The following is a 25,339-nucleotide window of genomic DNA, read 5'->3' as shown; positions in this document are numbered from 1 at the left end:
TCAGCCCTCCAGAACTGCGATGCCGGGGAGGGACTTGCCCTCGAGGAACTCCAGGCTGGCGCCGCCACCCGTGGAGATGTGGCCGAAGCCGGCCTCGTCGAAGCCCAGGACGCGCACGGCCGCAGCCGAGTCGCCGCCGCCGACGATGGTGAACGCACCGTTCTGCGCGGCCTCGACGAGCGCCTGCGCGACGGCGCGGGTGCCCTTCGAGAACGCCTCGAACTCGAACACGCCCGCCGGGCCGTTCCACACGACGGTCTTCGCGTCGAGGATCTTCGAGCGGAACAGGTCGCGCGAGTCGGGGCCGATGTCCAGGCCGATCTTGCCGTCGGGGATCGCGTCGGCGGCGACGTCCTCGTGCGGGGAGTCCGCAGCGAACGCGTCGGCCACCACGATGTCCGTGGGCAGCACGATCTCGACGCCGCGCTCCTCGGCCTTGGCCAGGTAGCCCTTGACGGTCTCGATCTGGTCGGCCTCGAGCAGCGAGGCGCCCACCGAGTAGCCCTTGGCGGCGAGGAACGTGAAGACCATGCCGCCGCCGATGAGGATGCGGTCGGCCTTGGTGATGAGGTTGTCGATGACGCCGAGCTTGTCGGAGACCTTCGAGCCGCCGAGCACCACGACGTACGGGCGCTCCGGGTTCTCGGTCGCCTTCTTCAGGGACTCGACCTCCTTGAGGACGAGCAGGCCCACAGCGCTGGGCAGCTTCTTCGCGACGTCGTACACCGACGCCTGCTTGCGGTGCACCACGCCGAAGCCGTCGGAGACGAACGCGTCGGCCAGCGCCGCGAGGTCCTCGGCGAGCGACTCGCGCTCGGCGTCGACCTTGGAGGTCTCACGCGCGTCGAAGCGGATGTTCTCGAGCAGGGCGATCTGGCCGTCCTGCAGCGCCGCGACAGTCGCCTTGGCGGAGTCGCCGACGGTGTCCTCGGCGAGGGCGACGGGCTTGCCGAGCAGCTCGCTCAGGCGGGCCGCGACAGGCGCCAGGGAGTACTTCGCGTCCGGGGCGCCCTTGGGGCGGCCCAGGTGCGCGGCGACGACGACGCGCGCGCCCTTGTCGAGCAGGGTCGTCAGCGTCGGCAGCGCCGCGCGGATGCGCCCGTCGTCGGTGATGGTCGTGCCGTCGAGCGGCACGTTGAAGTCGGAGCGGACCAGAACGGTCTTGCCCCGCAGGTCCCCGAGGTCCTCGATGGTCTTCATGGCGTTCTCATTTCCTCACAGGGGTCGCGCGGGGCGACCCGCCACACATGACAGCGTCCGCGTGCGCGCCCGGACCCGAAGGCCGCGGCGCGCACGCGGACGCATGGTCGTGCTACGTCAGGTCGACGATCAGAGACGCTCGCCGACGTAGACCGTGAGGTCCACGAGACGGTTCGAGTAGCCCCACTCGTTGTCGTACCAGGCGACGACCTTGACCTGGTCGCCGATCACCTTGGTGAGCTTCGAGTCGAAGATGCTCGAGGCCGGGTCGGTGACGATGTCCGACGACACGATCTCGTCCTCGGTGTAGACCAGGACGCCCTTGAGCGCGTCGGTCTCCGAGGCGGCCTTGACCGCGGCGTTGACCTCGGCGGCGGTGACCTCGCGGCCAGCCGTGAACGTCAGGTCCGTGGCAGAGCCGGTCGGGACCGGGACGCGCAGCGCGTAGCCGTCGAGCTTGCCCTTGAGCTGCGGGAGCACGAGGGCGACAGCCTTCGCGGCGCCGGTCGAGGTCGGGACGATGTTGACCGCAGCGGCACGCGCGCGACGCAGGTCGCGGTGCGGGCCGTCCTGCAGGTTCTGGTCGCCCGTGTAGGCGTGGATCGTGGTCATGAGACCACGCTCGATGCCGAAGGCCTCGTCGAGCACCTTCGCGAGCGGCGCCAGGCAGTTCGTCGTGCAGGACGCGTTCGAGATGATGTGCTGCGTGGCAGCGTCGTAGTCCTGCTCGTTGACGCCGATGACGAACGTGCCGTCCTCGTTCTTGGCCGGAGCCGAGATGATGACCTTCTTGGCGCCGGCGTCGAGGTGAGCCTTCGCCTTGGTCGCGTCAGTGAAGAAGCCGGTCGACTCGATGACGATGTCGACGCCCAGCTCGGCCCACGGCAGCAGCGCGGGGTCGCGCTCCTCGAGGGCGCGGATGGCCTTGCCGTCCACGATGATCGACGACTCGTCGAAGGTGACCTCGGCGGGGAGGCGACCCAGGACGGAGTCGTACTTCAGCAGGTGCGCCAGGGTCTTGTTGTCCGTGAGGTCGTTGACAGCGACAACGTCGATGTCCGCCCCGGACGCCAGGATGGCCCGGTAGAAGTTACGTCCGATGCGGCCGAAGCCGTTGATACCGACGCGGATGGTCACTTGCCCTCCTCGGCAGCGCCGACGAAGGTCGGCGCACACATTTACGGTGATTGACTGACACGCACGCCGATGTGCGCCACCGGTGTCCTGCGAGGAAGAGTCGTGCTCCCCCTTGGCCCTCCCCCGGCCACCGGATGACCCGAGCCTATACCCGTGACCGGCATCACGCCGGGACCTTGGTCTACGTGAGACGTCGCTCAGAGGTCCAACAGCTCGGGGCTGAGGCCGGCTTCGGTGTCGGGGATGCCGAGCTCCACGGCGCGCTTGTCCGCGGTCGCCAGCAGCCGCCGTATGCGCCCCGCGACGGCGTCCTTGGTGAGCACCGGGTCCGCCAGCTTGCCCAGCTCCTCGAGCGAGGCCTCTTTGTGCGCCAGGCGCAGCTCCCCGGCCTCGCGGAGGTGTTCGGGCAGGTCAGCGCCCAGGATCTCGAAAGCGCGCTCGACCCGCGCGCCCGCCGCCACAGCCGCCCGGGCCGAGCGGCGCAGGTTCGCGTCGTCGAAGTTCGCAAGCCGGTTCGCGGTGCCCCGCACCTCGCGGCGCACGCGCCGCTCCTCCCAGACCAGCATCGTGTCGTGGGCGCCCAGCCGGGCCAGCATCGCGCTGATCGAGTCGCCGTCGCGGATCACGACGCGGTCCACGCCGCGCACCTCGCGGGCCTTGGCCGCGATGCCGAGCCGGCGGGCCGCGCCCACCAGCGCCAGCGCCGCCTCCGGCCCCGGGCAGGTCACCTCGAGCGCGGAGGAGCGGCCAGGCTCGGTGAGCGAGCCATGGGCCAGGAACGCCCCGCGCCACGCCGCCTCGGCCTCCCCGACGCCCGCCGAGACGACCTGCGGGGGCAGTCCGCGCACCGGGCGGCCCCGGTTGTCCAGCAGGCCCGTCTGGCGGGCCAGCGACTCCCCGTCCTTGACCACCCGCACCACGTAGCGGCTCCCGCGTCGCAGGCCCCCGCCTGAGACGACGATCACGTCGCTCCCGTGCCCGTAGACCTCCGCGATCGCCAGCCGCAGCCGCCGGGCCGCGATGCCCGTGTCCAGCTCGGCCTCGATGACGATGCGCCCCGAGATGATGTGCAGCCCGCCCGCGAACCGCAGCATCGCCGAGACCTCTGCCTTGCGGCAGGACGTCTTGTCGACCTGGAGCCGTGCGAGCTCATCTTTCACCTGTGCCGTCAGCGCCATGGCGTCATCCTGCCATTTCCTACGCGTCCGCAGTACGCGTCCCCACGTCTCCGAGAAACCCGTCCACCACGTCGCGCAGCGCCGCAGCCAGGCGCAACGGGTCATGACGCGCGGATCCATCGCTGCTTCCGACCTGTCGGAGCAGCAACCGGGCGCCGATCGCGCGGGTCCGCTCGACCAGCACCGACACATCCTCCACGGCCCCCGGATCGGCCACCACGGCGTCGACGCGGAGGTCGGGAGCGTGCTGGCGGAGCACGTCGATGTGGTCCTCGGCGCGCATGCCGTCGGTCTCGCCGGCGTCCGGCTCGAGGTTGAGGACCACGACCCGCCGGGCGGTGGTGCGGTGCAGCGCGGCGGCCAGGTCGGGGACCAGCAGATGCGGCAGCACCGAGGTGAACCACGACCCGGGCCCGAGCACCACCCAGTCCGCGGCCTCGACGGCGGCGACCGCCTCAGGGCAGGCCGGGGGCGCCTCGGGCACCAGGCGGAGCTGGGTGATGCGCTCGCCCACCACCGCCACCGCGCTCTGCCCGCGGACCACGCACGTCACGCCGTCGCCCCGGTCGACATCCGCCTCGATCTCCAGCGGCACCGCGGCCATGGGCAGCACCCGGCCGCGGGCCCCGAGCAGCTTGGCCACCCAGTCGAGCCCCTCGACGGTGTCCCCCAGCAGCTCCCACAGCGCCACGATCAGCAGGTTGCCGACCGCGTGGCGGTCGAGGTCCCCCGACGAGGAGAAGCGGTGCTGCAGCACGTCCCGCCACGTCCTGCCCCACTCGGAGTCGTCGCACAGCGCCGCCAGGGCCATCCGCAGGTCGCCGGGCGGCAGCACGCCCAGCTCGTCGCGCAACCGCCCGGACGAGCCCCCGTCGTCCGCGACGGTCACCACCGCCGTGAGCTGATCCGACATGAGCCGCAACGCCGAGAGCGTCGCGGACAGGCCATGACCCCCGCCGAGGGCGACGAACGCGGGGGCGCCGCCGGCGAGCGCGCTCATTCCTTGCCGAGGTCCCGCGCCGAGACCGTCACGCGGGCTCCTCGATCACGCAGCCGCGCCGCGATCGCCTCGCTGATCGCCACCGAGCGGTGCTTGCCGCCCGTGCACCCGACGGCGATCGTCAGGTACCGCTTCTCCTCCTGCACGTACCCGGCGAGCGCGGGCTCCAGGGCGTCCACGTAGCGCTCGACGAACGTCTGCGCGCCCGGGAGGCCGAGCACGTAGTCGCGCACCGGGGCGTCGCGCCCCGACAGGTGGCGCAGCTCGGTGATCCAGTACGGGTTGGCCAGGAACCGGACGTCGACGACGTGGTCGGCGTCGAGCGGGAGGCCGTACTTGAAGCCGAACGAGACCACGTTGACGCGCAGGGCGTCCGAGCTGCCGCCCGCCACCGCCGCCCGGACCTCGCGGGCCAGGTCGTGGACGTTGAGGTCCGAAGTGTCGATGAGCATGTCGGCCCGCTCGCGGGTGCTGCGCAGCATCGCGCGCTCCGCCCCGATGCCGTCCAGGATGCGGCCGTCGCCCTGCAACGGGTGCGGGCGGCGCACCTGCTCGTACCGGCGGACCAGCACCTCGTCGGAGGCGTCCAGGAACAGCACACGGTACTCGATGCCCGACTCGCCGAGCCCGGACAGCACCTGCTCGAGGTCGGCGAAGAACTCGCGCCCGCGCACGTCCACGACGGCGGCGAGCCGCTGCCGCAGGCCGCCGCCGGCGCCGTGGGTCATCAGCCCGACCAGGTGCGTGAGCATCTGGGCGGGCAGGTTGTCCACGACGTACCAGTCGAGGTCTTCGAGCACGGCGGCGGCGCGGGTGCGACCGGCGCCGGACATGCCGGTGATGATCAGGACCTCAGGGGTCTCCAGTCGAGGGGCCTCGGCTGCTGCCTCGAGAGCGGGGATGCCGGCTGGCACCGTGATGGGGGACGGCTCGTCTGACATGGCCCCAGCATGCCAGGCGGGCTCAGGAGAGCGTGGCTTCCGCGGGCGAGGGCGTGGCGAGCGCCGCGACCACAGCGGCGGCCGTCCGCTCCCCCATGCCGGGCACCGACGCGATCTCCTCCGCCGAGGCGGCGCGCAGCCGCTTGAGCGATCCGAAGTGCTTGAGCAGCGCGGCCGAGCGCGCCGGGCCGAGGCCGGGCACCGAGTCGAGCGCGGACACTGTCATGCCCTTGCTCCGCCGCTTGCGGTGGGCCGTGATCGCGAACCGGTGCGCCTCGTCACGGACCCGCTGCAGCAGGTACAGGCCCTCCGAGCTGCGCTGCAGGATGACCGGGTACTCCTCGCCCGGGAGCCACACCTCCTCGAGGCGCTTGGCGAGCCCGCACAGCGCCACATCGTCGATGCCCAGCTCCGCCAGCGCGGCCGCGGCCGCCGCCACCTGGGGCGGCCCGCCGTCGACGACCACGAGGTTCGGCGGGTACGCGAACCTCACCGGCTTGCCGGTCGTCTCGTCGATCGGCCCGGAGCGCGGAGCGTCGTCCTCGTCCGCGCCCATCTCCAGGTCGCCCGACGCTGTGCGCTCGGCCAGGTAGCGGCGGAACCGGCGCGTGATGACCTCGTGCATCGCCTCGGTGTCGTCCCGCGCGCCCTGGCCCTCCGCGCCCCGCACCGAGAAATGCCGGTACTCGCTCTTGCGCGCCAGGCCGTCCTCGAACACGACCATGGAGGCGGACTGGAAGGTGCCCTGGTTGTGCGACACGTCGTAGCACTCGATCCGCAGTGGGGCGGTGGGCAGCTCGAGCGCCTCCTGGATCTCGCGCAAGGCCTGGCTGCGGGTCGTGAGGTCCCCGGCCCGCCGCGTGCGGTGCAGCGCGAGGGCGTGCTCGGCGTTGCGGCGCACCGTCTCGGCGAGGTCCTTCTTGTCACCGCGCTGCGGCACCCGGACCTCGACCCTGCTGCCGCGCAGCCCGGTCAGCCAGGCCTGCACCTGCTCGACGTCCGGCGGCAGCACCGGGACCAGCACCTCGCGGGGCACCGCCCGCGTGTCGCCGCGCCGCTCGCCCTCGAGGCGGGCAGCCTCGTCCTCGCCGCCGTACACCTGCTGCAGCAGGTGCTCCACCAGGTCCGCGTCGGTGGCGTCCTCGACCTTCTCCACCACCCAGCCGCGCTGGCCCCGGATGCGCCCGTCGCGCACGTGGAAGACCTGGACGGCGGCCTCGAGCTCGTCGCCGACGAGCGCGAAGATGTCGGCGTCCGTCCCGTCGGGGAGCACCACCGCGTTGCGCTCCGTCGCCCGCTCGAGGGCGGCGATGTCGTCGCGCAGCCGGGCGGCGCGCTCGAAGTCCAGGTCGGCGGCGGCCTCCTTCATGCGCGCGGTCAGCCGGCGCGTGAACTTCGCGGTGTCCCCCGCCATGAAATCGCAGAAGTCCTGGGCGAGCGCCTTGTGGTCGTCCGGGGAGATGCGGCCGACGCATGGCGCCGAGCACTTGTCGATGTAGCCGAGCAGGCAGGGCCGGCCCTGCTGGTGCGCGCGCTTGAACACCCCCGCCGAGCAGGTGCGCACCGGGAAGACGCGGAGCAGCAGGTCGACGGTCTCGCGGATCGCCCAGGCGTGGCCGTACGGGCCGAAGTAGCGCGTGCCGGGGCGCTTCGCGCCGCGCATGACCTGCACGCGCGGGAACTCCTCCGACATGGTCACGGCCAGGTACGGGTAGGACTTGTCGTCCCGGTACTTGATGTTGAAGCGCGGGTCGAACTCCTTGATCCAGGAGTACTCCAGCGCCAGCGCCTCGACCTCGGTGCCCACCACCGTCCACTGCACCGACGCGGCAGTGGTGACCATCTGCTGGGTGCGCTGGTGCAGGCCCGCGACGTCCTGGAAGTAGCTGTTGAGCCGGGAGCGCAGGCTCTTCGCCTTGCCGACGTAGATGACGCGCCCGTGCTCGTCGCGGAAGCGGTACACGCCCGGGGAGTCGGGGATCTCACCGGGTGAGGGGCGGTAGGTCGCGGGATCGGCCATGTGACGAGCGTAGTTCGCGCCCCTGACCCCGAACGCGGCCCGCCCGGCGCCCCGCGCCGGTAGCGTGGCGCGATGGGCCTGCTGCACACCTATTCAGCCGACGTCGTCTGGACGGGCGCCGGCGCCTCCGGCACCACCGGCTACACGTCCTACAGCCGTGACCACGACGTGCGCATCGGGGCCAAGCCCCCGCTGCCGGGGTCGGCCGACCCCGCCTTCCGCGGCGACCCGGCCCGCTATAGCCCCGAGGAGCTGCTCGTCGCGGCGCTGGCCCAGTGCCACATGCTGTGGTTCCTGCACTTGGCCGCCACGGACGGCGTGGTGGTCACGGGCTACACCGACCGCGCGCACGGCACGATGCGCGTCGAGGCGGCGGGGCACGGCCAGTTCACCGAGGTGGTGCTGCGCCCGTCCGTGACCGTCGCCGCCGGGAGCCGCGTCGAGGACGGCGGCGCTGTCGACGACGCCCGGCTAGGCGCCCTGCATGTGCGCGCTCATGAGCACTGCTTCATCGCCCGCTCCGTGAACTTCCCGGTGCGGTGCGAGCCGTGCACCCCGCGCACGGAGCCGACGCCGGTGGTCGCGGCCCCGAGCGCCTGAGCCGCGACCCGCCGTCACACGAGGTCAGGCGCTGACCGCGACCTCCGCGGGCTCGAGCACCTCGGCCAGGAACCGGCCGGTGTGGCTCGCCTCGCTCGCGGCCACCTGCTCCGGCGTGCCCTCGGCGACGACCATGCCGCCGCCAGAGCCGCCCTCGGGGCCCATGTCGATGACCCAGTCGGCGTTCTTGATCACGTCGAGGTTGTGCTCGATGACGATGACGCTGTTGCCCTTGTCGACCAGGGACTGCAGCACCTCGAGGAGCTTGCGGATGTCCTCGAAGTGCAGGCCCGTGGTCGGCTCGTCGAGCACGTAGATCGTCCGGCCCGTCGAGCGCCGCGCCAGCTCGGTCGCGAGCTTCACGCGCTGGGCCTCGCCGCCGGAGAGCGTCGGCGCCGGCTGTCCGAGCCGCACGTAGCCGAGTCCGACGTCGACGAGGGTGTTCAGGTGGCGCGAGATCGCCGCGAACGGCGCGAAGAACTCGGCGGCCTCCTCGATCGGCATGTCGAGCACGTCGGCGACGTTCTTGCCCTTGTACCGGACCTCGAGCGTCTCCCGGTTGTAGCGCGCGCCGTGGCAGACCTCGCACGGCACGTACACATCGGGCAGGAAGTTCATCTCGATCTTGAGCGTCCCGTCGCCCGCGCACGCCTCGCAGCGCCCGCCCTTGACGTTGAACGAGAACCGGCCGGGCGTGTAGCCCCGGACCTTCGCCTCGGTCGTCTCGGCGAACAGCTTGCGGATGCGGTCCCAGACGCCGGTGTACGTGGCCGGGTTCGAGCGCGGGGTGCGCCCGATGGGCCCCTGGTCGACGTGCACGACCTTGTCGAGGTTCTCCATCCCGGTGATGCGCTTGTGCCGGCCGGCGACCTGGCGGGCGCCGTTGAGCTCATTCGCGAGCACCGTGTACAGGATCGTGTTCACCAGCGTGGACTTGCCCGAGCCCGAGACACCGGTGACGGCCGTCAGCGTGCCGAGCGGGAACGAGACGTCGATGCCACGCAGGTTGTGCTCCCGCGCGCCGATCACCGTCACCTGGCGGGCCGGGTCGACCGGGCGGCGCTCGGCGGGCATCGGGATCGCGCGCCTGCCCGAGAGGTAGGCGCCGGTGATGGACTCGGGGGACGCGAGGAGTCCCGCGAAGTCGCCCGAGTGCACCACGTGGCCGCCGTGCTCGCCGGCGCCCGGGCCGATGTCGACGATCCAGTCGGAGGCCCGGATCGTGTCCTCGTCGTGCTCCACGACGATCAGCGTGTTGCCCAGGTCGCGCAGCCGCGTCAGGGTCTCGATGAGGCGGCGGTTGTCCCGCTGGTGCAGGCCGATGCTCGGCTCGTCCAGCACATACAGCACGCCCACCAGCCCGGAGCCGATCTGGGTCGCCAGGCGGATGCGCTGGGCCTCTCCGCCGGAGAGCGTCGCGGCGGGGCGGGACAGCGACAGGTAGTCGAGCCCGACGTCGAGCAGGAAGCCCAGCCGGGCCTGGATCTCCTTGAGCACCTCGACGGCGATGGCGCGCTCGCGCTCGCCGAGCCGCAGGTCGTCGAGGAAGTCGCGGGCCTCGCGGATCGGCAGCTCGCAGACGTCGGCGATCGAGCGGCCGCCGACGCGCACCGCGAGCACCTCGGGCTTGAGCCGCGCGCCCTGGCAGACCGGGCACGGGACCTCGCGCATGTACGCCTCGTAGCGCTCCTTGCTCCAGTCCGACTCGGTCTCCTTGTGGCGGCGCTCGATGAAGGTCCCCGCGCCCTCGAAGCCTGTCGAGTACTGCCGCTCGCGGCCCCAGCGGTTCTTGTACCGGCCCTGCACCTCATGGTTCTCGCCGTACAGCACCGCGTTCTGGGCCCGCTCGGGCAGCGCCCGCCACGGGACGTCCATCGAGAAGCCCAGATCGCTCGAGAGCGCGGTCAGCACCCGCGTGAAGTACTCGCTGGACGTCTGCGCCCAGGGGGCGACGGCGCCGTCGGCGAGCGAGAGGTCCTCGTCGGGGACGACCAGGTCGGTGTCCACCTCGAGGCGTGAGCCGATGCCCGTGCACTCGGGACAGGCGCCGTACGGGGCGTTGAAGGAGAACGTGCGCGGCTCGATCTCCTCGAGCGTGAGCTGGTGGTCGTTGGGGCACGCCCGGTGCTCGGAGAAGCGGCGCTCGCGCTCCGGGTCGTCCTTGTCGGCGTCGACCATCTCGACCACGAGCAGGCCGCCGGCGAGGCCCAGGGCAGTCTCCACCGAGTCGGTGAGCCGGCGCTGGACGCCCTCACGGGCCACCAGCCGGTCGACGACGACCTCGATGTCGTGCTTGAGCTTCTTCTCGAGCGTCGGCGGATCGGTGAGCTGCACGACCTCGCCATCGACGCGGGCGCGCGCGAAGCCCTTGGACTGCAGCTCCTTGAACATGTCGGCGTACTCGCCCTTGCGCCCCCGGACCACCGGGGCCAGCACCTGGTAGCGCGTGCCCTCGGGCAGCTCGAGCAGCCGGTCGACGATCTGCTGCGGCGTCTGGGCCGTGACCTGCTCGCCGCACACCGGGCAGAACTGGGTGCCCGCGCGCGCGAACAGCAGGCGCAGGTAGTCGTAGACCTCGGTGATGGTGCCGACGGTCGATCGGGGGTTGCGGTTCGTCGACTTCTGGTCGATCGAGACGGCCGGTGACAGCCCCTCGATGAAGTCGACGTCGGGCTTGTCCATCTGCCCGAGGAACTGCCGCGCGTACGCCGACAGCGACTCGACGTACCGCCGCTGCCCCTCCGCGAAGATGGTGTCGAACGCGAGAGACGACTTGCCCGACCCGGACAGCCCCGTGAACACGATGAGCGAGTCACGGGGAAGATCGAGGTCGACGTTGCGCAAGTTGTGCTCGCGCGCTCCTTGCACGATCAGTCGGTCATTCACCCGGACATGGTAAGTCGATCGACTGACATCGCACAGGTGTTCGAACTGTGGCGCAGATCTCACTGGCGCCTCCGGCGGACGATGATGGAGCCATGGCGCGATCGCGGACGGTGCCGATCGGCGAGTACGCCGTGCTCGGGGATGGCCGCACGGCGGCCCTCGTCTCCCGGGGCGGCTCGGTCGACTGGCTCTGCTTCCCCCGCTTCGACTCCCCCGCCTGCTTCGCCGCGCTGTTGGGCGGCCCGTCCCAGGGGCGGTGGCTGCTCACCGTGCCTGACGCCACCGACGTGCGGCGGGCCTACCTCGGCGAGTCGTTCGTGCTGCAGACCACCTACACCTCCCCGACGGGCACCGCGCTGGTCACCGAGGCGATGCCGCTGGGCGACGAGCGCGCCGACCTCGTGCGCCGCATCGAGTGCCTGTCGGGGACAGTGTCGGTGCGGCATGAGTGGGTCGTGCGGTTCGGCTACGGCACCATCCTGCCGTGGGTGCACCACGTCGAGGACCGCGAGGGCCACGACACCATCCGGGCGATCGCCGGCCCTGACTCGCTGATGCTGCGCGGCACTCGCCTGCCGCATGGCGCCGGGCGGGCGCACGTCGACGCGTTCGACCTCGCCGAGGGCGAGGTCGTGGAGCTTGCCGCGACCTGGACCAACTCCTGGCGACGCGCGCCACGCCGGTTGTCGGTCATCGACCGGCTTGCCGAGACCCGGCAGCGCTGGGTGCGATGGGCACGGCTCTGCGAGTACCAGGGCACGCACCGGGCCGCCGTCGTCCGGTCGCTGCTCATCCTGCGGATGCTCACCGACGAGGAGACCGGCGGGATCGTCGCGGCGCCCACCACCTCGCTGCCGGAGGCCTTCGGCGGGGAGCGGAACTGGGACTACAGGTACTGCTGGCTGCGCGACGCCGCGATGACCCTCGACGCGCTGCTCGGCTACGGGTACCACGCCGAGGCCACCGCCTGGCGGGACTGGCTGCTGCGCGCGGTGGCCGGAGACCCCGCCGACCTGCAGATCATGTACGGCTCGGACGGGCGACGGGACCTGCCCGAGACGATCCTGGAGCACCTGGCCGGGTATGCGGCCTCCCGGCCGGTGCGCATCGGGAACGCCGCCGTCGGGCAGGTGCAGAACGACGTGCTCGGCGGTGTCATGGTCGCGCTCGAGTCGGCCCGCGCGGCAGGCCTGCACGAGTCGACCGACTCCTGGTCGATGCAGCAGCACCTCGTCGCCGAGCTCATCGGGCATTGGCGGGAGCCGGACCACGGCATCTGGGAGGTGCGCGGGCAGCCGCAGCACTTCACGCACTCGAAGGTGATGGCGTGGGCCGCGCTCGACCGCGCTGTCCGTGCCGTCGAGCAGCATCGGCTGCCCGGCCCTCTGGAGCGGTGGCGGGCGGAGCGCGCCGCGATCCGCCTGGACGTGCTGACGCACGGCTTCGACGCCCGACGCAACACGTTCACGCAGCATTACGGCTCGGCGCACACCGACGCCGCGCTGCTGCAGATGCTGCAGGTGGGGTTCCTGCCACCGGACGACCCCCGGATGCGGGGCACTGTCGCCGCGATCCGCGAGGAGCTGGAGGTCGCCCCCGGCCTCGTGCTGCGGTACCGCGCCGACGCCACGGACGACGGCATGCGCGGCGACGAGCACCCGTTCCTCGCGTGCTCGTTCTGGCTCGTGGACGCCCTGGCGCGCGGCGACGAGGTCGACGAGGCCGGCGAGCTCCTAGACCGCCTCATCGGGCTCGGCAACGATGTGGGACTCTTCGCGGAGCAGTACGACCCGGTGGGCGGGCGGATGGTCGGCAACTTCCCCCAGGCGCTCTCGCACCTCGCACTGGTGCAGGCCGTCCACAGCCACGACCGGGCCCTCGCCCGCCGCGCCGCGCGACGGCCGTCCCCCGCGGCCCCGCGCGCCGACCGACCCTTGCTGGAGGAATGACCATGGCCTACACCGGAGAGGCCTCCCCCGGCGGCCCGGCCGACGTCCGCGAGCTCGACGCCCTGACGATCCGCAAGGCCTCGGTGGGGCCGATGGACAACAACGCCTACCTGCTCACCTGTCGCCGCACGGGCGCCCAGCTCCTCGTGGACGCGGCGGCGGACGCCGACCGCCTGCTCGAGCTCATCCGGGAGGGGTCGCCCCAGGCGCGGCTCGACGGGGTCGTGACCACGCATCGGCACGGCGACCACCTCGGTGCGCTCACCTCGATCATCGCCGTCACCGGCGCCCGCGCGCTCGCCGGGGCCGACGACGCGCATGCGATCGCCGAGGCGGCGGATGTCCACGTGGAGGGCCGCCTACATCACGGCGCCACCGTGCCGCTGGGCGACCTCGTGCTCGACGTGATCGCGCTGCGCGGCCACACCCCGGGGTCGATCGCCCTCGCCTACCGGGAGCCGGCCGGAGCCGAGGCCGCAGACGCCGTGCCGGGGCGCACCCACCTGTTCACCGGCGACTCGCTGTTCCCCGGAGGACCGGGGCGCACCTCGGACGGCGACGACTTCGACAGCCTGATGGACGACCTCCAACGGCGCGTGTTCGACACCCTGCCCGACGAGACCTGGGTCTACCCGGGGCACGGACGCGACACGACGCTCGGCGCCGAGCGTCCGCACCTCGAGGAGTGGCGCGCGCGCCGCTGGTGACCCGACCGCACCCGACCGCCCAGGCGGGCGGCGCGCCACGCTGGCATCGTGGGCGTGTCGTCATCGCCATGCGGCCGCGAGGGAGGGGCGAGCATGGGCGCCACGCCGCCGGACCCGCCACCCCCGCAGCCCGTCGTGCCCGCATGGCGGCGCCGGACCCGGGGCGAGGTCCGCTGGCCGGTGCTGGTCGCGATCGGCGTCGCCATCGCGCTCCAGGTGTCGCTCCCGGACGACCTGACGCCCCAGCCGCGCTACCTGCTGCCAGCCGTCGAGGCCCTGCTGCTCATGGTGCTGCTCGTGCTGAACCCCCGGCACATCGTCCGGGCGTCGGGGCCGCTGCGGATCGCGGGCCTCATCCTGATCGCACTGGTCAGCCTGGGGAACGGCGTCGCCGCCGCGCAACTGGTCGACCTGCTCGTGACCGGCGGCCTCGGGCAGACCGGCGGCGGGCTGCTGTGGGCGGGCGCGTCGGTGTTCCTGACCAACATCCTGGTGTTCGCGCTCTGGTACTGGGAGCTGGACCGCGGCGGCCCCGCCATGCGCGCGTCCGGGGACCGGCAGTTCCCTGACTTCCTCTTCCCGCAGATGGCCACGCCGCACATCGCCAACCCGCACTGGGAGCCGAGGTTCGCGGACTACCTGTACCTGTCGTCCACGAACGCCGCGACGTGGGGCCCCGCGGACACGCTGCCGCTGACGCGTTGGGCGAAGCTGATCATGCTGCTGCAGTCGGCGATCTCGCTGGTGACTGTCGCGTTGGTCGTCGCGCGGGCCGTCAACATCCTGGGGTAGCCGCGTCGGCCGACGGCGCGCCGTCATCCGCCGGAGCGTCGACAGCGAGGAACCGGCGCGCGTCGGCGACGCCGTGCAGCTCGACGCGGTCCAACCTGCCCCCTCGCCGCTCCCAGTCCTCCCGGTCCAGCCGGTAGCGGTTCGACACCGCCGCCCGCCCGTCGCGCGCGAAGGCCTCGGTGCCATCTGGCGCATACCCGAGCTTGCGGGTGACCCGGTTGGACGCGGGGTTGTCCGCGAACGCGTCCGTCCTGGCCACACGGGCGCCGAAGCCCTCGAAGGCGAGGTGCAGGATCAACGCGCGCATCCGGGTGCCCGTCCCCCGGCCCTGGTACGGCAGCCCGAGCCATGAGCCGGTGGTGACCTCGCGGGTCACGGCGAAGTCCTGGGTGTACAGCCCTTGCACTCCGACGACCTGCCCGTCGAGGACCACGGCGAGCTCGATCGCCCACTTCTCCGGGGTGACGGCAGCCCGCAGGCCCCACTGGTACACGAGGACCCTGCGGGCCACCTCCTCGGGCGTGCCCCGGCTCCACGGCTTCGAGAACGGCATCGCGTCGGGCTCATGCACACCGCCCGCGGCGACGGCGGCGAGCCGGTGCAGCAGGTCGTCGGAGAGGTACCTCAACTCGAGGCCGCCCTGCGCCACCCGCAGCCCGGCGAGGGGCCACACCGCCACGTCGGTCGTCGTCGTCATCGCGCCACCCTGCCAGCAGCACCGGCAGGGTGGCGAGCGAAATCCGTCAGCGCTCGATGGGCCCCAGCAGCGCGTTCGCGACCGTCGCATGCGCCGACTCGTCATCCGAGGGGTGGAAGATCCCCGCGAGCACGTCGCGGTACAGCCGCCCCAACTCGTTGCCGGCGAAGTACGAGCCGCCGCCGGAGACGCGCAGCGCCTGGTCCACCACGACGCGCGCGTTCTCAGTCGCCCGGACCTTGAGCCCCACCAGGCGCGGGAACCACTGGCTGCCGTGGTCGACCTGCTCGTCGACGTCCCGGGCGAGGGAGGTGATCTGCGGCAGCATCCCGTCCTGGGCGATCGCCGCGGTGGCGATCTTCCAGCGGATGTCCGGATCCTGCGCGTACGTGCGGCCGTCGTTCTTCATCGACGTGCGCCGGTGCGCAGCCGCCACCGCGAGCTCCACCGCACGCTGCCCGATGCCGGTGTAGACCGCCGCCAGCAGGATCTCGAACGTCGCGAACAGCGCGAAGATGAACGGGTCCGCGCTCGGGCCCGGCGGCAGCGACCGGTGGACCCACTCGGGGCGGGCGTACGCGCCGTCCAGCACCGTGGTGCAGCTCTGGCTCGCGCGCATCCCCAGGGTGTCCCAGTCGTCGCGGACCTCGATGCCCCCGCCCTCGCGCGTGACCACGGCATGCACCAGACGGGGGTCGTCCGGGTTCGAGTCGTCGCGTCCGAAAGTCGCCAGCCGCGTCCACACCGGCGAGAGCGACGTGAAGATCTTCGTGCCGTAGAACCGGTAGCCGCCGTCGGGCTGCGGCTCCGCGCGGGTGCGCGACCCGAACATGACCAGGTCGTTGCCGCCCTCGGAGTTCCCGAACGCGAACACCTCGCCTCGTGCGGCGTCCTCCAAGACGAACGCGAGGGAGTCGTCACCGCGCGCGGCGAGCGCCGCCGCGATGCCCGTCACCACGAGGTGCATGTTCACCGCCAGCGCGGTGGCAGGCGCCGCGGCGCCCAGGCGCACCTGCTCCCGGGCGACCTGCTCGAGCGTCAGCCCCAGGCCGCCGAGGCGCTCCGGCACGAACGCGCGAAGGTACCCGGCCGCGACCAGGTCGCTCAGATCGTCGTGCGGGAAGGTGTTCGCCTTGTCATGCAACGGCGCGCGCTCGGCGATCCGCGCGAGCAGCTCCTCGGTCAGCACAGGCGTGGAGGCCATGCCGCTCACGCTCCCATCAGGTCGGGGTCGGGGCCGATCCGGGCGCCACGGTCCAGCCCGGCGATCTCGGCGTGGTCCTCCGCGGTGAGCGCGAAGCCGAACACGTCCAGGTTCGCGGCGATCCGCGTGGGCGTCACCGACTTGGGGATCACGATGTTGCCGAGGTCCAGGTGCCAGCGCAGCACGACCTGCGCGGGGCTGACACCGTGCCGTGCGGCGATGGCCAGCAGCACCGGGTCGTCCAGCAGGCCGGTGTCCCGCCCGAGCGGGGACCACGCCTCGGTGGCGATCCCCAGCTCCGCGTGGACCTCGCGCAGCGCGCGCTGCTGCAGGTACGGGTGCAGCTCGACCTGGTTGATCACGGGAACGACACCCGAGTCCTCGATGACCCGCGCGAGGTGCGCGGGCTGGAAGTTGGAGACCCCCACCGAGCGCACCCGCCCGGCGTCCCGCAGCTCGACGAGCGTGCGCCACGTCTCGGAGTACAGGTCCTGCGCCGGGATCGGCCAGTGGATGAGGAACAGGTCCGGGATCCCGACGTCGAGCCGCTTCACCGACGCGTCGAAGGCGCGCAGCGTCTTCTCACGGCCCTGGTCCGTGTTCCAGACCTTCGTGGTGACGTACACGTCGTCGCGCGGGATGTCGCTGGCGCGCACCGCGCGGCCGACACCCGCCTCGTTGCCGTACAGCTTGGCGGTGTCGATGAGCCGGTAACCGGCGGCGAGGGCGTGGGCGACGGCCGCCTCCGCCGCGTCGTCGTCCACCTTGAAGACACCGAAGCCCAGCTGCGGGATGGACGTCCCATCGAGGAGTGCCACGTTTGGGACAAGGGCTGGTGCTGAAGTCATCCACTCATGCTCTCATCCGCACAGCAGCCCCTCGCGACCCCGCCATGCCGCTCCCACGCCGGCCAGCGGCTGTGGGGCAGGATGAGCCCATGCTGACCCACGCCGTCCAGTACGTCTACGACGACCGCCGCGACCTGCAGGACGAGGTGCGCCCCGCCCACCGCGCCTACCTCGGCGGCCTCGCCGATCAGGGCCTGCTGCTCGGCTCCGGCCCGTACACCGACGGCGAGCCCGGAGCGCTCCTGGTGTTCCGGACGGAGGACCGTGCCCAGCTCGACGCGCTGCTCGCGGCCGACCCGTTCGCCGAGGCGGGGGTCATCAGCTCCGTCGGCGTCCGGACGTGGAACGTGGTGCTGGGGCCCTGGGCAGCAGGGGCCTGACGACGCTCAGCGCACGACCTGACGACGCTCAGCGTGCGCCGGGCAGGAGGCGCGGCTCGATCCGCTCCTCGACGACTGCCCCCGCGCCGTCCTGCCGCACCACGTAGGCGGCCGCGCCGCGTCGCTCGGTGACCGCCTCGACGAGCTCCGTGCCGCGGTAGACGAGGCCCACGCCGTCGTCGGTGCAGTGCGTGCGCGGCAGGACGCCGTCGGCGACGAGCCGGTGGACCAGCGGCCGCCGCCCGGCCTCCGAGTCGTAGTGCACCCCGTTGCCGTAGGGCAGCAGCGCGAGGCCGTCCGTGACGGCGCGCAACTCCGGCCCGAACGAGTCGGTCGTGCCGCCGACGTGCCAGCAGATCGATCCCGCGCTGACCCCGGCGAGCACCACGCCGGCCTCCCACACACGGCGGAAGATCGCGTCCAGGCCGTGCACCCGCCACACGGCCAGCAGGTTGGCGACCGATCCGCCGCCCACCCACACCGCGTCCTGGGCGAGGAGGTGCGCCTCCATGTCGTCGACGTTCGGCATCGAGAACAGGTTGAGGTGCGTCAACTCGACGCCCGCCACGCGGGCGGCGTCGCCGAGCTCCGCGTTGAACCACCGCTGGTCGCCTCCGGCCGTGCCCAGGTGGCACACCCGCGGGCGGCCGGTGGCGCCCGAGAGGTCCACCGCATGGCGCATCAGCGGGCCGAGCTCGAGCCGGGTGCGCCGGCCGGGGACGAGGCCGCCGGAGGTGGCCAGGATCGTGGGGATGCGGTCTGACATGCGACCGACCCTAACGGCTCCCGGCCAGCCCCCGGCTGGTCAGGCTGACGTCACTCGCCGGGCTGGGCGGCGATGCGGGCGTCCTTGCGGGTCTTGGCCAGGCTCGCGACGGTCGCCACGGCCAACGTGCCGATGATCACGGTGAGCGAGAGCCAGATGGGGATCTCGGGCGCCCAGGCGACGTGCTCGCCACCATTGATGAACGAGAGCTCGTTGGTGTGCAGCGCCTCGAGCACGAGCTTGACCCCGATGAAGCCGAGGATGACCGACAGGCCCTGAGCCAGGTAGACGAGGCGCTCGAGCAGTCCGCCGAGCAGGAAGTAGAGCTGGCGCAGCCCCAGCAGCGCGAAGGCGTTCGTCGTGAAGACGATGAACGGCTCCTTGGTGAGGCCGTAGATGGCGGGGATCGAGTCCAGGGCGAACAGCACGTCGGTGCTGCCGATCGCCACCATGACCACCAGCATCGGGGTCATGAACCGCTTGCCGTCGATGACGGTGGTGAGGCGGTCGCCGTGGTAGACGTCGGTCGTGGGGACGACCTTCTTCATCATGCGCACGGCGAAGCCGTCCTTGCGCTCCGCGGCCGCGGCCTCGGGGTCCTCGTCGTCGTGCTTCTCGAAGGCGAGCTTGAGGGCCGTGTAGATGAGGAACGCGCCGAAGATGTAGAAGACCCACGAGTAGCGCTCGATGGCCGCCGCGCCCGCGAGGATGAACACGGTGCGCAGCACGAGGGCAATCACCACGCCGACCAGCAGGACCTTCTGCTGGTACATCCGGGGGACCTTGAACTTCGTCATGATGATGAGGAAGACGAAGAGGTTGTCGACCGAGAGGCTTTTCTCGGTGATGTACCCCGCGAAGTACTCGGTGCCGTGCCCGCCGCCCCAGACCAGGGCGAGGCCGATGCCGAAGACGATGGCCAGCGCGATGTAGAACACCGACCAGCGCACGGACTCCTTGAACGTGGGCTCATGCGGTGTGCGCACGTGGGAGAAGAAGTCGAAGAGGACCATCGCGATGACGAGGGCGACAGTCGCACCCCAGACCCACAGCGGGACAGACACAGGCGTACCTCCGGTACGAGTTCGGGTACCGGAGGTCTCTCCCACCAGCCGCTGAGGCCAGCCGGCTCCCCGGGCCGCTGCGGAGCAGGCCGTGATGACGAGGAAGCCGTGTCGGGATACTCCCCTCCACCAAGTGCCCCAGCATAAAGCACAGCGGACTGACCGCATCGCGGCCGCCCGCAGGCGGTCACCTCAGGCGGTCGCCGCCTGCATCTGCCGCAGCTCCTTCTTGAGGCCGGAGATCTCGTCACGCAGGCGGGCCGCCAACTCGAACTGCAGCTCGGCGGCGGCGGCGTGCATCTGGTCGCTGAGCTCCTGGATGAGCTCGGCGAGCTCGCCCGCGGCCGCCCCCGCGAGGTGCGCGCGCGAGCCGCCGGCGCCGACCGGCACAGGGGCCCGCCCTCGCTGCGGGGCCTTGCGGTAGCCGCCCTCGAGCAGCTCCTTCGTGTCGACGTCCTCGCGCGCGAGCATGTCGGTGATGTCGCCGATCTTCTTGCGCAGCGGCGTGGGGTCGATGCCGTGCTCCAGGTTGTAGGCGACCTGCTTCTCGCGGCGGCGGTTCGTCTCGTCGATGGCCATCGCCATCGCCGGCGTGATCTTGTCGGCGTACATGTGCACCTCGCCCGAGACGTTGCGGGCGGCGCGCCCGATCGTCTGGATGAGCGAGGTCGCCGAGCGGAGGAAGCCCTCCTTGTCGGCGTCCAAGATCGCCACGAGCGACACCTCGGGCAGGTCGAGCCCCTCACGCAGCAGGTTGATGCCCACCAGGACGTCGAACTCCCCCAGCCGCAGCTCTCGGAGCAGCTCGACACGGCGCAGCGTGTCGACCTCGGAGTGCAGGTACCGCACCCGCACCCCCTTCTCCAGGAGGTAGTCGGTGAGGTCCTCGGACATCTTCTTGGTGAGCGTGGTGACCAGCACCCGCTCGTTCTTCTCCGCGCGCGTGCGGATCTCGTCGAGCAGGTCGTCGATCTGCCCAGTGGTCGGCTTGAGCACCACCTGCGGGTCGACCAGCCCGGTGGGGCGGATGATCTGCTCGACAGTGCCGTCCGACATCGACAGCTCGTAGGCCCCCGGCGTCGCCGACAGGTACACCGTCTGGCCGATCCGCTCGACGAACTCCTCCCAGCGCAGCGGCCGGTTGTCCATCGCGCTCGGCAGCCGGAACCCATGGTCGACGAGGTTCCGCTTACGCGACATGTCCCCCTCGTACATCGCCCCGATCTGCGGGACCGTCACGTGCGACTCGTCGATGACGAGCAGGAAGTCGTCGGGGAAGTAGTCCAGCAGCGTGTGCGGCGGGGTGCCCTGCTCACGGCCGTCGATGTGCCGCGAGTAGTTCTCGATCCCGGAGCAGGAGCCGATCTGCCGCATCATCTCGATGTCGTAGGTGGTGCGCATACGCAGCCGCTGGGCCTCGAGCAGCTTGTTCTGCCGCTCGAACTGGTCCAGGCGCTCGGCCAGCTCGGACTCGATCGAGCCGATGGCCCGCTCCATGCGCTCGGGGCCTGCGACGTAGTGCGTGGCCGGGAACAGGTACATCGACTCCTCGGCGCGGATGACGTCGCCGGTGAGCGGGTGCAGCGTCTGGATCGACTCGATCTCGTCGCCGAAGAACTCGATCCGGATGGCCAGCTCCTCGTACACCGGGATGATCTCGACGGTGTCGCCCCGGACCCGGAACGTGCCGCGGGTGAACGCCATGTCGTTGCGCGTGTACTGCATCGCCACGAACCGCCGCAGCATCTGGTCGCGGTCGACCTGGTCGCCGACGGCCAGCCGGACCATCCGGTCGACGTACTCCTGCGGGGTGCCCAGGCCATAGATGCAGGACACCGACGCGACCACCACCACGTCGCGCCGGGTCAGCAGCGAGCTCGTGGCCGAGTGCCGGAGCCGCTCGACCTCGTCGTTGATCGACGAGTCCTTCTCGATGTAGGTGTCCGTCTGCGCGATGTACGCCTCGGGCTGGTAGTAGTCGTAGTACGAGACGAAGTACTCGACGGCGTTGTTCGGCAGCAGCTCGCGGAACTCCGTCGCGAGCTGCGCGGCCAGCGTCTTGTTCGGCGCCATCACCAGCGTGGGCCGCTGCAGCTGCTCGATGAGCCAGGCCGTGGTGGCCGACTTGCCGGTGCCGGTGGCGCCGAGCAGCGTCACGTCCTTCTCACCGGCCTGGATGCGGCGGGTCAGCTCCGCGATCGCGGCGGGCTGGTCCCCCGAGGGCGAGTAGTCGGACACGACCTTGAACGGCGCGACGGTTCGCTCGAGATCAGTCACAGGACGCATGCCACCACCGTACGTGCTCTGTCTGACATCGATCGGGGCAGCCCGGTCCGCGGCCGCGGGCGCCGGGATGACGACGGCTCGGCGAGGTCAGGGCGTCTCGGCCGCGAGCTCCGCGGCCCGCTCCTCCGCGAGGCGATGCCACAGCTCGTCCACCTGCGCGCGCAGTCCCTCCACCGTCCCCGTCCCATCGAGGACCACGTCGGCGACTGACAGCCGGGCCTCATCGTCCACCTGCGCGGCGACCCGGCCCTGCGCCTCGTCGCGGCTCAGCCCACGCTGCTCGACGAGCCGCTCCACCCGCAGCGCAGCCGGGGCGTGCACCACCACCAGGACGTGGAACGCGTCGGCCTGGCCCGTCTCGACAAGCAGCGGGATGTCATGCACCACCACGGCGCCAGGGTCGGCGGTCGCGGCGGCCGCCTCCCGCTCCGCGGAGAGCCGCCGGACGCAGGGGTGCACGATGTCGTTCAGGCGGGTCAGGGCGTCGAGGTCCGCGAAGACGACGGCGCCCAGCGCGGCACGGTCGAGTGCGCCCTCCTGGTCGAGCACCTCGGGCCCGAACGCCTCGACGATGTCGCCGAGCGCGACGGTCCCGGGGGCCACCGCCTCGCGTGCCAGCACGTCGTAGTCGATGACTACGGCGCCCAGCTCCTCGAGCCGTGTCGCCGCCGCCGACTTGCCCGCCGCGATCCCGCCAGTCAGTCCGATGCGTTGCATCGCCCCATCCTGCCCGAGTCGGTCCAGCTCGGCGCAGCCAGCGCCGCCACACAGCTCCGCCCTCGCACAGCACAGCGGGCCGGCCACCCGAAGGTGACCGGCCCGCTATGAGGAGCGTGACGTCGGCGCCGAGGCGCCGGGTGTCAGTTGCCCGTGAGCTTCTCGCGCAGAGCGGCGAGCGCCTCGTCGGACGCGAGGGTGCCCGTGGCCTCCTCGGCCGGAGCCGACGAGTAGGACGACGCGGAGGAGGAGGACGAGCTGCTGGAGCTCACCACGCCCTCGTTGTTCGCAGCCTCGGCGTCGGCCTTGCTGGCCTCGGCGACCTGCTTGCGGTGGGCCTCCCAGCGCTCGTGGGCCTTGGCGTACTGCGCCTCCCACACCTCGCGCTGAGCCTCGAAGCCCTCGAGCCACTCGTTCGTGGCCGGGTCGAAGCCCTCGGGGTACTTGTAGTTGCCCTGCTCGTCGTACTCGGCAGCCATGCCGTACAGCGCCGGGTCGAAGTCGTCGCTGTTGGGGTCGACGCCCTCGTTGGCCTGCTTGAGCGACAGCGAGATGCGGCGACGCTCGAGGTCGATGTCGATGACCTTGACGAAGACGTCGTCGCCGACCTGGACGACCTGCTCCGGGATCTCGACGTGGCGCACGGCCAGCTCCGAGATGTGGACCAGGCCCTCGATGCCGTCCTCGACGCGCACGAACGCGCCGAACGGGACGAGCTTCGTGACCTTGCCGGGAACGACCTGCCCGATGGCGTGCGTCCGGGCAAAGGCCTGCCACGGGTCCTCCTGCGTCGCCTTCAGCGACAGGGAGACACGCTCGCGGTCGAAGTCGACGTCGAGAACCTCGACGGTGACCTCCTGGCCGACCTCGACAACCTCGGAGGGGTGGTCGATGTGCTTCCAGGACAGCTCGGAGACGTGGACGAGCCCGTCGACGCCGCCGAGGTCCACGAACGCGCCGAAGTTGACGATCGAGGAGACGACACCGGGGCGGACCTGGCCCTTCTGCAGGGTCTGCAGGAAGGTCGAGCGCACCTCGGACTGCGTCTGCTCGAGCCAGGCACGGCGCGACAGGACGACGTTGTTGCGGTTCTTGTCGAGCTCGATGATCTTGGCCTCGATCTCCTTGCCCACGTAGGGCTGGAGGTCGCGGACGCGACGCATCTCCACAAGCGATGCGGGCAGGAAGCCACGCAGGCCGATGTCGAGGATGAGGCCGCCCTTGACGACCTCGATGACGGTGCCGGTGACGACGCCGTCCTCCTCCTTGATCTTCTCGATCGTGCCCCACGCGCGCTCGTACTGCGCACGCTTCTTGGACAGGATCAGACGACCTTCCTTGTCCTCCTTCTGGAGGACCAGGGCCTCGACCTCGTCGCCGACCTGGACGACCTCTCCGGGGTCCACGTCGTGCTTGATGGACAGCTCGCGGGAGGGGATGACGCCCTCGGTCTTGTAACCGATGTCAAGCAGCACCTCGTCGCGGTCAACCTTGACGATGGTGCCCGAGACGATGTCACCATCGTTGAAGTACTTGATGGTGGCGTCGATGGCGGCGAGGAAGTCCTCGGCCGAGCCGATGTCGTTGATCGCGACCTGCGGCGTGGCGGGCTTCGCGGTGGAAATGCTCATGTAGTGATGGACTCCGATGCGGACAGGAAGTAGTGCGGGCAAGGATCCCGGCGGATGTGTGGTGTTGTCGGTGCATGTCGTCGAGGCCGGCGAACCGGCGGCAGGAAGACGTGCGACACCGCGTCAACCTTATCTTTGAGCGGCAGGCGGGTCAAAGCCAGCGCAGACCCGAGGGGACTCAGGCGAGAGCCTGCGCCACCTGGAGCAGCGAGGCCGGCACGTGCTTGACCTTCCCGGCGATCTCGGTGAGCGGCACGAGCACGACTTCCTCGCCCCGCAGGGCCGTCATCACGCCCGAGTCGCCGCGGGTCACCGCGTCGATCGCCGCGACGCCGAACCGGCTCCCCAGGATGCGGTCCTCGGGCGTGGGGATGCCCCCACGCTGCACGTGGCCCAGCACCGTCACGCGGGTGTCGAACCCGGTGCGCTGCTCGATCTCCGCCTTGACGCGCTCGCCGATGGCGCCGGCGACGATCTCGCCGAACTTGCCGACGGGCGCCTCGTAGGACATCGAGGTGCCCTCGGCGGGCACCGCGCCCTCGGCCACGACCACGATCGAGAAGCTCGCGTGGGCACGGTGCCGGTGCTTGAGGAACCGGATCACCTTGTCGATGTCGAAGGGCTCCTCGGGGGCGAGCACGACCTCGGCCCCGCCGGCGATCGCGGACGTGACGGCGATCCAGCCGGCGTGGCGGCCCATGACCTCGACGATCATGACGCGGTTGTGGCTCTCCGCCGTGGTGTGCACCCGGTCGATGGCCTCGGTGGCGATCGTGACGGCCGTGTCGAATCCGATCGACCGGTCCGTGCCCCACACGTCGTTGTCGATCGTCTTCGGGATCGCGACGATCTTGACGCCCGCCTCGGCGACCTTGCTCGCGGCGTGCAGCGTGCCGTCGCCGCCGATGCAGATCAGGGCCTCGATGCGCTCGGCCTCGAGGGTCTGCATCACGGCGTCGAGGCTGCCGTCCGACGCGTTCGGGTGGTACCGGGCCGTGCCGAGCAGCGTCCCGCCGACGGGCAGCACGTTGCGGATGTGCTGGCGGGTGAGGGGCATGACGTCGCCGTCCACCACTCCGCGCCAGCCGTTGCGGAAGCCGACGATGGAGTGGCCGTGCTCGCCCTCGCCTCGCTTGACGACAGCGCGGATGGCCGCGTTCAGACCGGGGACGTCCCCGCCTCCGGTGAGCAGTCCGACACGCACGCGAGCACTCCTTCAAGTTGCCTGGAGACAAGGTTCCCGCGCGGTGTTCGCGCCCCCGTCCAGGTCAGCGTATCCACCTCCGGCCTGGACCGCCGGGCCTTGGGTCCCACGCGCGTCGCGCCCGGGACCGTC

21 protein-coding genes are annotated in these 25,339 nt (G+C 71.4%); 5 read left to right on the top strand and 16 right to left on the bottom strand.

Going from position 1 to position 25,339, the window contains the following annotated elements; genetic code table 11:
- The 6 genes from BN3788_RS15940 to uvrC form a co-directional block, all read right to left on the bottom strand.
- Positions 1-1,200 (bottom strand): phosphoglycerate kinase, encoded by a 1,200-nt coding sequence (locus BN3788_RS15940; protein ID WP_066588242.1) that lies wholly within the window; start codon positions 1,198-1,200, stop codon positions 1-3.
- Between the two features lie 129 nt (positions 1,201-1,329).
- Entirely contained in the window at positions 1,330-2,337 is a 1,008-nt protein-coding gene (gap, locus tag BN3788_RS15935; protein ID WP_066588240.1) for a type I glyceraldehyde-3-phosphate dehydrogenase, read from the bottom strand.
- A 197-nt stretch (positions 2,338-2,534) separates the two neighbouring features.
- On the bottom strand, positions 2,535-3,515 hold the full coding sequence (gene whiA / locus BN3788_RS15930) for a DNA-binding protein WhiA (RefSeq protein ID WP_066588237.1): 981 nt from the start codon (positions 3,513-3,515) through the stop codon (positions 2,535-2,537).
- A gap of 19 nt (positions 3,516-3,534) precedes the next feature.
- Complete coding sequence (locus BN3788_RS15925) at positions 3,535-4,515, bottom strand: gluconeogenesis factor YvcK family protein (protein WP_066588234.1); 981 nt, start codon at positions 4,513-4,515, stop codon at positions 3,535-3,537.
- On the bottom strand, positions 4,512-5,456 hold the full coding sequence (rapZ, locus tag BN3788_RS15920; RefSeq protein WP_066588231.1) for an RNase adapter RapZ: 945 nt from the start codon (positions 5,454-5,456) through the stop codon (positions 4,512-4,514). Before rapZ ends, BN3788_RS15925 begins: the two co-directional genes overlap by 4 nt.
- 22 nt (positions 5,457-5,478) lie before the next feature.
- Positions 5,479-7,476, bottom strand: a complete 1,998-nt coding sequence (uvrC, locus tag BN3788_RS15915) for an excinuclease ABC subunit UvrC (protein WP_066589577.1) — start codon at positions 7,474-7,476, stop codon at positions 5,479-5,481.
- A 72-nt stretch (positions 7,477-7,548) separates the two neighbouring features.
- Between uvrC and BN3788_RS15910 the strand changes: the two genes are divergently transcribed.
- Entirely contained in the window at positions 7,549-8,076 is a 528-nt protein-coding gene (locus tag BN3788_RS15910) for an OsmC family protein (protein WP_066588227.1), read from the top strand.
- Between the two features lie 24 nt (positions 8,077-8,100).
- Here the strand turns inward: BN3788_RS15910 and uvrA are convergent, their stop codons facing one another.
- The gene (gene uvrA, locus BN3788_RS15905; RefSeq protein ID WP_066588224.1) at positions 8,101-10,962 is read right to left on the bottom strand and encodes an excinuclease ABC subunit UvrA; all 2,862 of its coding nucleotides are present in this window, start codon (positions 10,960-10,962) and stop codon (positions 8,101-8,103) included.
- A 92-nt stretch (positions 10,963-11,054) separates the two neighbouring features.
- On the opposite strand from uvrA, the gene BN3788_RS15900 reads away from it, so the two are divergent.
- The 3 genes from BN3788_RS15900 to BN3788_RS15890 all read left to right on the top strand — a co-directional run bounded on the left by BN3788_RS15900 (position 11,055) and on the right by BN3788_RS15890 (position 14,410).
- Positions 11,055-12,911 (top strand): glycoside hydrolase family 15 protein, encoded by a 1,857-nt coding sequence (locus BN3788_RS15900; protein WP_066588222.1) that lies wholly within the window; start codon positions 11,055-11,057, stop codon positions 12,909-12,911.
- Positions 12,912-12,913: 2 nt separating this feature from the next.
- Positions 12,914-13,618 carry an MBL fold metallo-hydrolase gene (locus BN3788_RS15895; RefSeq protein WP_066588220.1) on the top strand — a complete coding sequence of 235 codons (705 nt, stop codon included), beginning with the start codon at positions 12,914-12,916 and terminating at the stop codon, positions 13,616-13,618.
- 93 nt (positions 13,619-13,711) lie between these two features.
- Positions 13,712-14,410 (top strand): hypothetical protein, encoded by a 699-nt coding sequence (locus tag BN3788_RS15890; protein ID WP_066588218.1) that lies wholly within the window; start codon positions 13,712-13,714, stop codon positions 14,408-14,410.
- Here the strand turns inward: BN3788_RS15890 and BN3788_RS15885 are convergent.
- Genes BN3788_RS15885 through BN3788_RS15875 form a run of 3 tightly spaced genes read right to left on the bottom strand, consistent with a single transcriptional unit; the run spans position 14,394 to position 17,159 of the window.
- Positions 14,394-15,107, bottom strand: a complete 714-nt coding sequence (locus BN3788_RS15885; protein WP_066588215.1) for a GNAT family N-acetyltransferase — start codon at positions 15,105-15,107, stop codon at positions 14,394-14,396. The two genes, BN3788_RS15890 and BN3788_RS15885, sit on opposite strands and share 17 nt — an antisense overlap.
- Before the next feature lie 46 nt (positions 15,108-15,153).
- Positions 15,154-16,311 carry an acyl-CoA dehydrogenase family protein gene (locus tag BN3788_RS15880; protein WP_066589575.1) on the bottom strand — a complete coding sequence of 386 codons (1,158 nt, stop codon included), beginning with the start codon at positions 16,309-16,311 and terminating at the stop codon, positions 15,154-15,156.
- A 5-nt stretch (positions 16,312-16,316) separates the two neighbouring features.
- Positions 16,317-17,159: an aldo/keto reductase gene (locus BN3788_RS15875; protein ID WP_066588213.1), complete on the bottom strand. Its 843-nt coding sequence runs from the start codon at positions 17,157-17,159 to the stop codon at positions 16,317-16,319.
- Positions 17,160-17,248: 89 nt separating this feature from the next.
- On the opposite strand from BN3788_RS15875, the gene BN3788_RS15870 reads away from it, so the two are divergent.
- Positions 17,249-17,539 (top strand): YciI family protein, encoded by a 291-nt coding sequence (locus BN3788_RS15870; protein ID WP_066588210.1) that lies wholly within the window; start codon positions 17,249-17,251, stop codon positions 17,537-17,539.
- 28 nt (positions 17,540-17,567) lie between these two features.
- On the opposite strand, the gene BN3788_RS15865 is transcribed toward BN3788_RS15870, so the two are convergent.
- The 6 genes from BN3788_RS15865 to BN3788_RS15840 all read right to left on the bottom strand — a co-directional run bounded on the left by BN3788_RS15865 (position 17,568) and on the right by BN3788_RS15840 (position 25,207).
- Positions 17,568-18,305: a Type 1 glutamine amidotransferase-like domain-containing protein gene (locus BN3788_RS15865; RefSeq protein WP_066588207.1), complete on the bottom strand. Its 738-nt coding sequence runs from the start codon at positions 18,303-18,305 to the stop codon at positions 17,568-17,570.
- Between the two features lie 50 nt (positions 18,306-18,355).
- Positions 18,356-19,369: a TerC family protein gene (locus tag BN3788_RS15860; protein WP_066588205.1), complete on the bottom strand. Its 1,014-nt coding sequence runs from the start codon at positions 19,367-19,369 to the stop codon at positions 18,356-18,358.
- Between the two features lie 192 nt (positions 19,370-19,561).
- The gene (uvrB, locus tag BN3788_RS15855; RefSeq protein WP_066588203.1) at positions 19,562-21,655 is read right to left on the bottom strand and encodes an excinuclease ABC subunit UvrB; all 2,094 of its coding nucleotides are present in this window, start codon (positions 21,653-21,655) and stop codon (positions 19,562-19,564) included.
- A gap of 87 nt (positions 21,656-21,742) precedes the next feature.
- Complete coding sequence (gene coaE / locus BN3788_RS15850) at positions 21,743-22,372, bottom strand: dephospho-CoA kinase (protein WP_066588197.1); 630 nt, start codon at positions 22,370-22,372, stop codon at positions 21,743-21,745.
- Positions 22,373-22,515: 143 nt separating this feature from the next.
- Positions 22,516-24,003 (bottom strand): 30S ribosomal protein S1, encoded by a 1,488-nt coding sequence (rpsA, locus tag BN3788_RS15845; protein WP_066588192.1) that lies wholly within the window; start codon positions 24,001-24,003, stop codon positions 22,516-22,518.
- A 178-nt stretch (positions 24,004-24,181) separates the two neighbouring features.
- Positions 24,182-25,207 (bottom strand): 6-phosphofructokinase, encoded by a 1,026-nt coding sequence (locus BN3788_RS15840; RefSeq protein ID WP_066588191.1) that lies wholly within the window; start codon positions 25,205-25,207, stop codon positions 24,182-24,184.
- Between the last annotated feature and the right edge of the window lie 132 nt (positions 25,208-25,339).

The organism is Cellulomonas timonensis, assembly GCF_900046455.1.
Classification (GTDB): Bacteria; Actinomycetota; Actinomycetes; order Actinomycetales; family Cellulomonadaceae; genus Cellulomonas_A; species Cellulomonas_A timonensis.
Note: the sequence above shows the minus strand (reverse complement) of the source record. Positions and strands in the feature narration are given on the sequence as shown.

What these genes read in the sequence shown, in the direction of transcription:
- BN3788_RS15925 (WP_066588234.1), bottom strand. Translation starts at nt 4,515, where the DNA reads ATGAGCGCGCTCGCCGGCGGCGCCCCCGCGTTCGTCGCCCTCGGCGGG.
- coaE (WP_066588197.1), bottom strand. Translation starts at nt 22,372, where the DNA reads ATGCAACGCATCGGACTGACTGGCGGGATCGCGGCGGGCAAGTCGGCG.
- BN3788_RS15890 (WP_066588218.1), top strand. Translation starts at nt 13,712, where the DNA reads ATGGGCGCCACGCCGCCGGACCCGCCACCCCCGCAGCCCGTCGTGCCC.
- BN3788_RS15910 (WP_066588227.1), top strand. Translation starts at nt 7,549, where the DNA reads ATGGGCCTGCTGCACACCTATTCAGCCGACGTCGTCTGGACGGGCGCC.
- BN3788_RS15870 (WP_066588210.1), top strand. Translation starts at nt 17,249, where the DNA reads ATGCTGACCCACGCCGTCCAGTACGTCTACGACGACCGCCGCGACCTG.
- BN3788_RS15895 (WP_066588220.1), top strand. Translation starts at nt 12,914, where the DNA reads ATGGCCTACACCGGAGAGGCCTCCCCCGGCGGCCCGGCCGACGTCCGC.
- rpsA (WP_066588192.1), bottom strand. Translation starts at nt 24,003, where the DNA reads ATGAGCATTTCCACCGCGAAGCCCGCCACGCCGCAGGTCGCGATCAAC.
- rapZ (WP_066588231.1), bottom strand. Translation starts at nt 5,456, where the DNA reads ATGTCAGACGAGCCGTCCCCCATCACGGTGCCAGCCGGCATCCCCGCT.
- BN3788_RS15875 (WP_066588213.1), bottom strand. Translation starts at nt 17,159, where the DNA reads ATGACTTCAGCACCAGCCCTTGTCCCAAACGTGGCACTCCTCGATGGG.
- BN3788_RS15940 (WP_066588242.1), bottom strand. Translation starts at nt 1,200, where the DNA reads ATGAAGACCATCGAGGACCTCGGGGACCTGCGGGGCAAGACCGTTCTG.
- whiA (WP_066588237.1), bottom strand. Translation starts at nt 3,515, where the DNA reads ATGGCGCTGACGGCACAGGTGAAAGATGAGCTCGCACGGCTCCAGGTC.
- BN3788_RS15865 (WP_066588207.1), bottom strand. Translation starts at nt 18,305, where the DNA reads ATGTCAGACCGCATCCCCACGATCCTGGCCACCTCCGGCGGCCTCGTC.
- uvrC (WP_066589577.1), bottom strand. Translation starts at nt 7,476, where the DNA reads ATGGCCGATCCCGCGACCTACCGCCCCTCACCCGGTGAGATCCCCGAC.
- BN3788_RS15900 (WP_066588222.1), top strand. Translation starts at nt 11,055, where the DNA reads ATGGCGCGATCGCGGACGGTGCCGATCGGCGAGTACGCCGTGCTCGGG.
- BN3788_RS15885 (WP_066588215.1), bottom strand. Translation starts at nt 15,107, where the DNA reads ATGACGACGACGACCGACGTGGCGGTGTGGCCCCTCGCCGGGCTGCGG.
- uvrB (WP_066588203.1), bottom strand. Translation starts at nt 21,655, where the DNA reads ATGCGTCCTGTGACTGATCTCGAGCGAACCGTCGCGCCGTTCAAGGTC.
- BN3788_RS15880 (WP_066589575.1), bottom strand. Translation starts at nt 16,311, where the DNA reads ATGGCCTCCACGCCTGTGCTGACCGAGGAGCTGCTCGCGCGGATCGCC.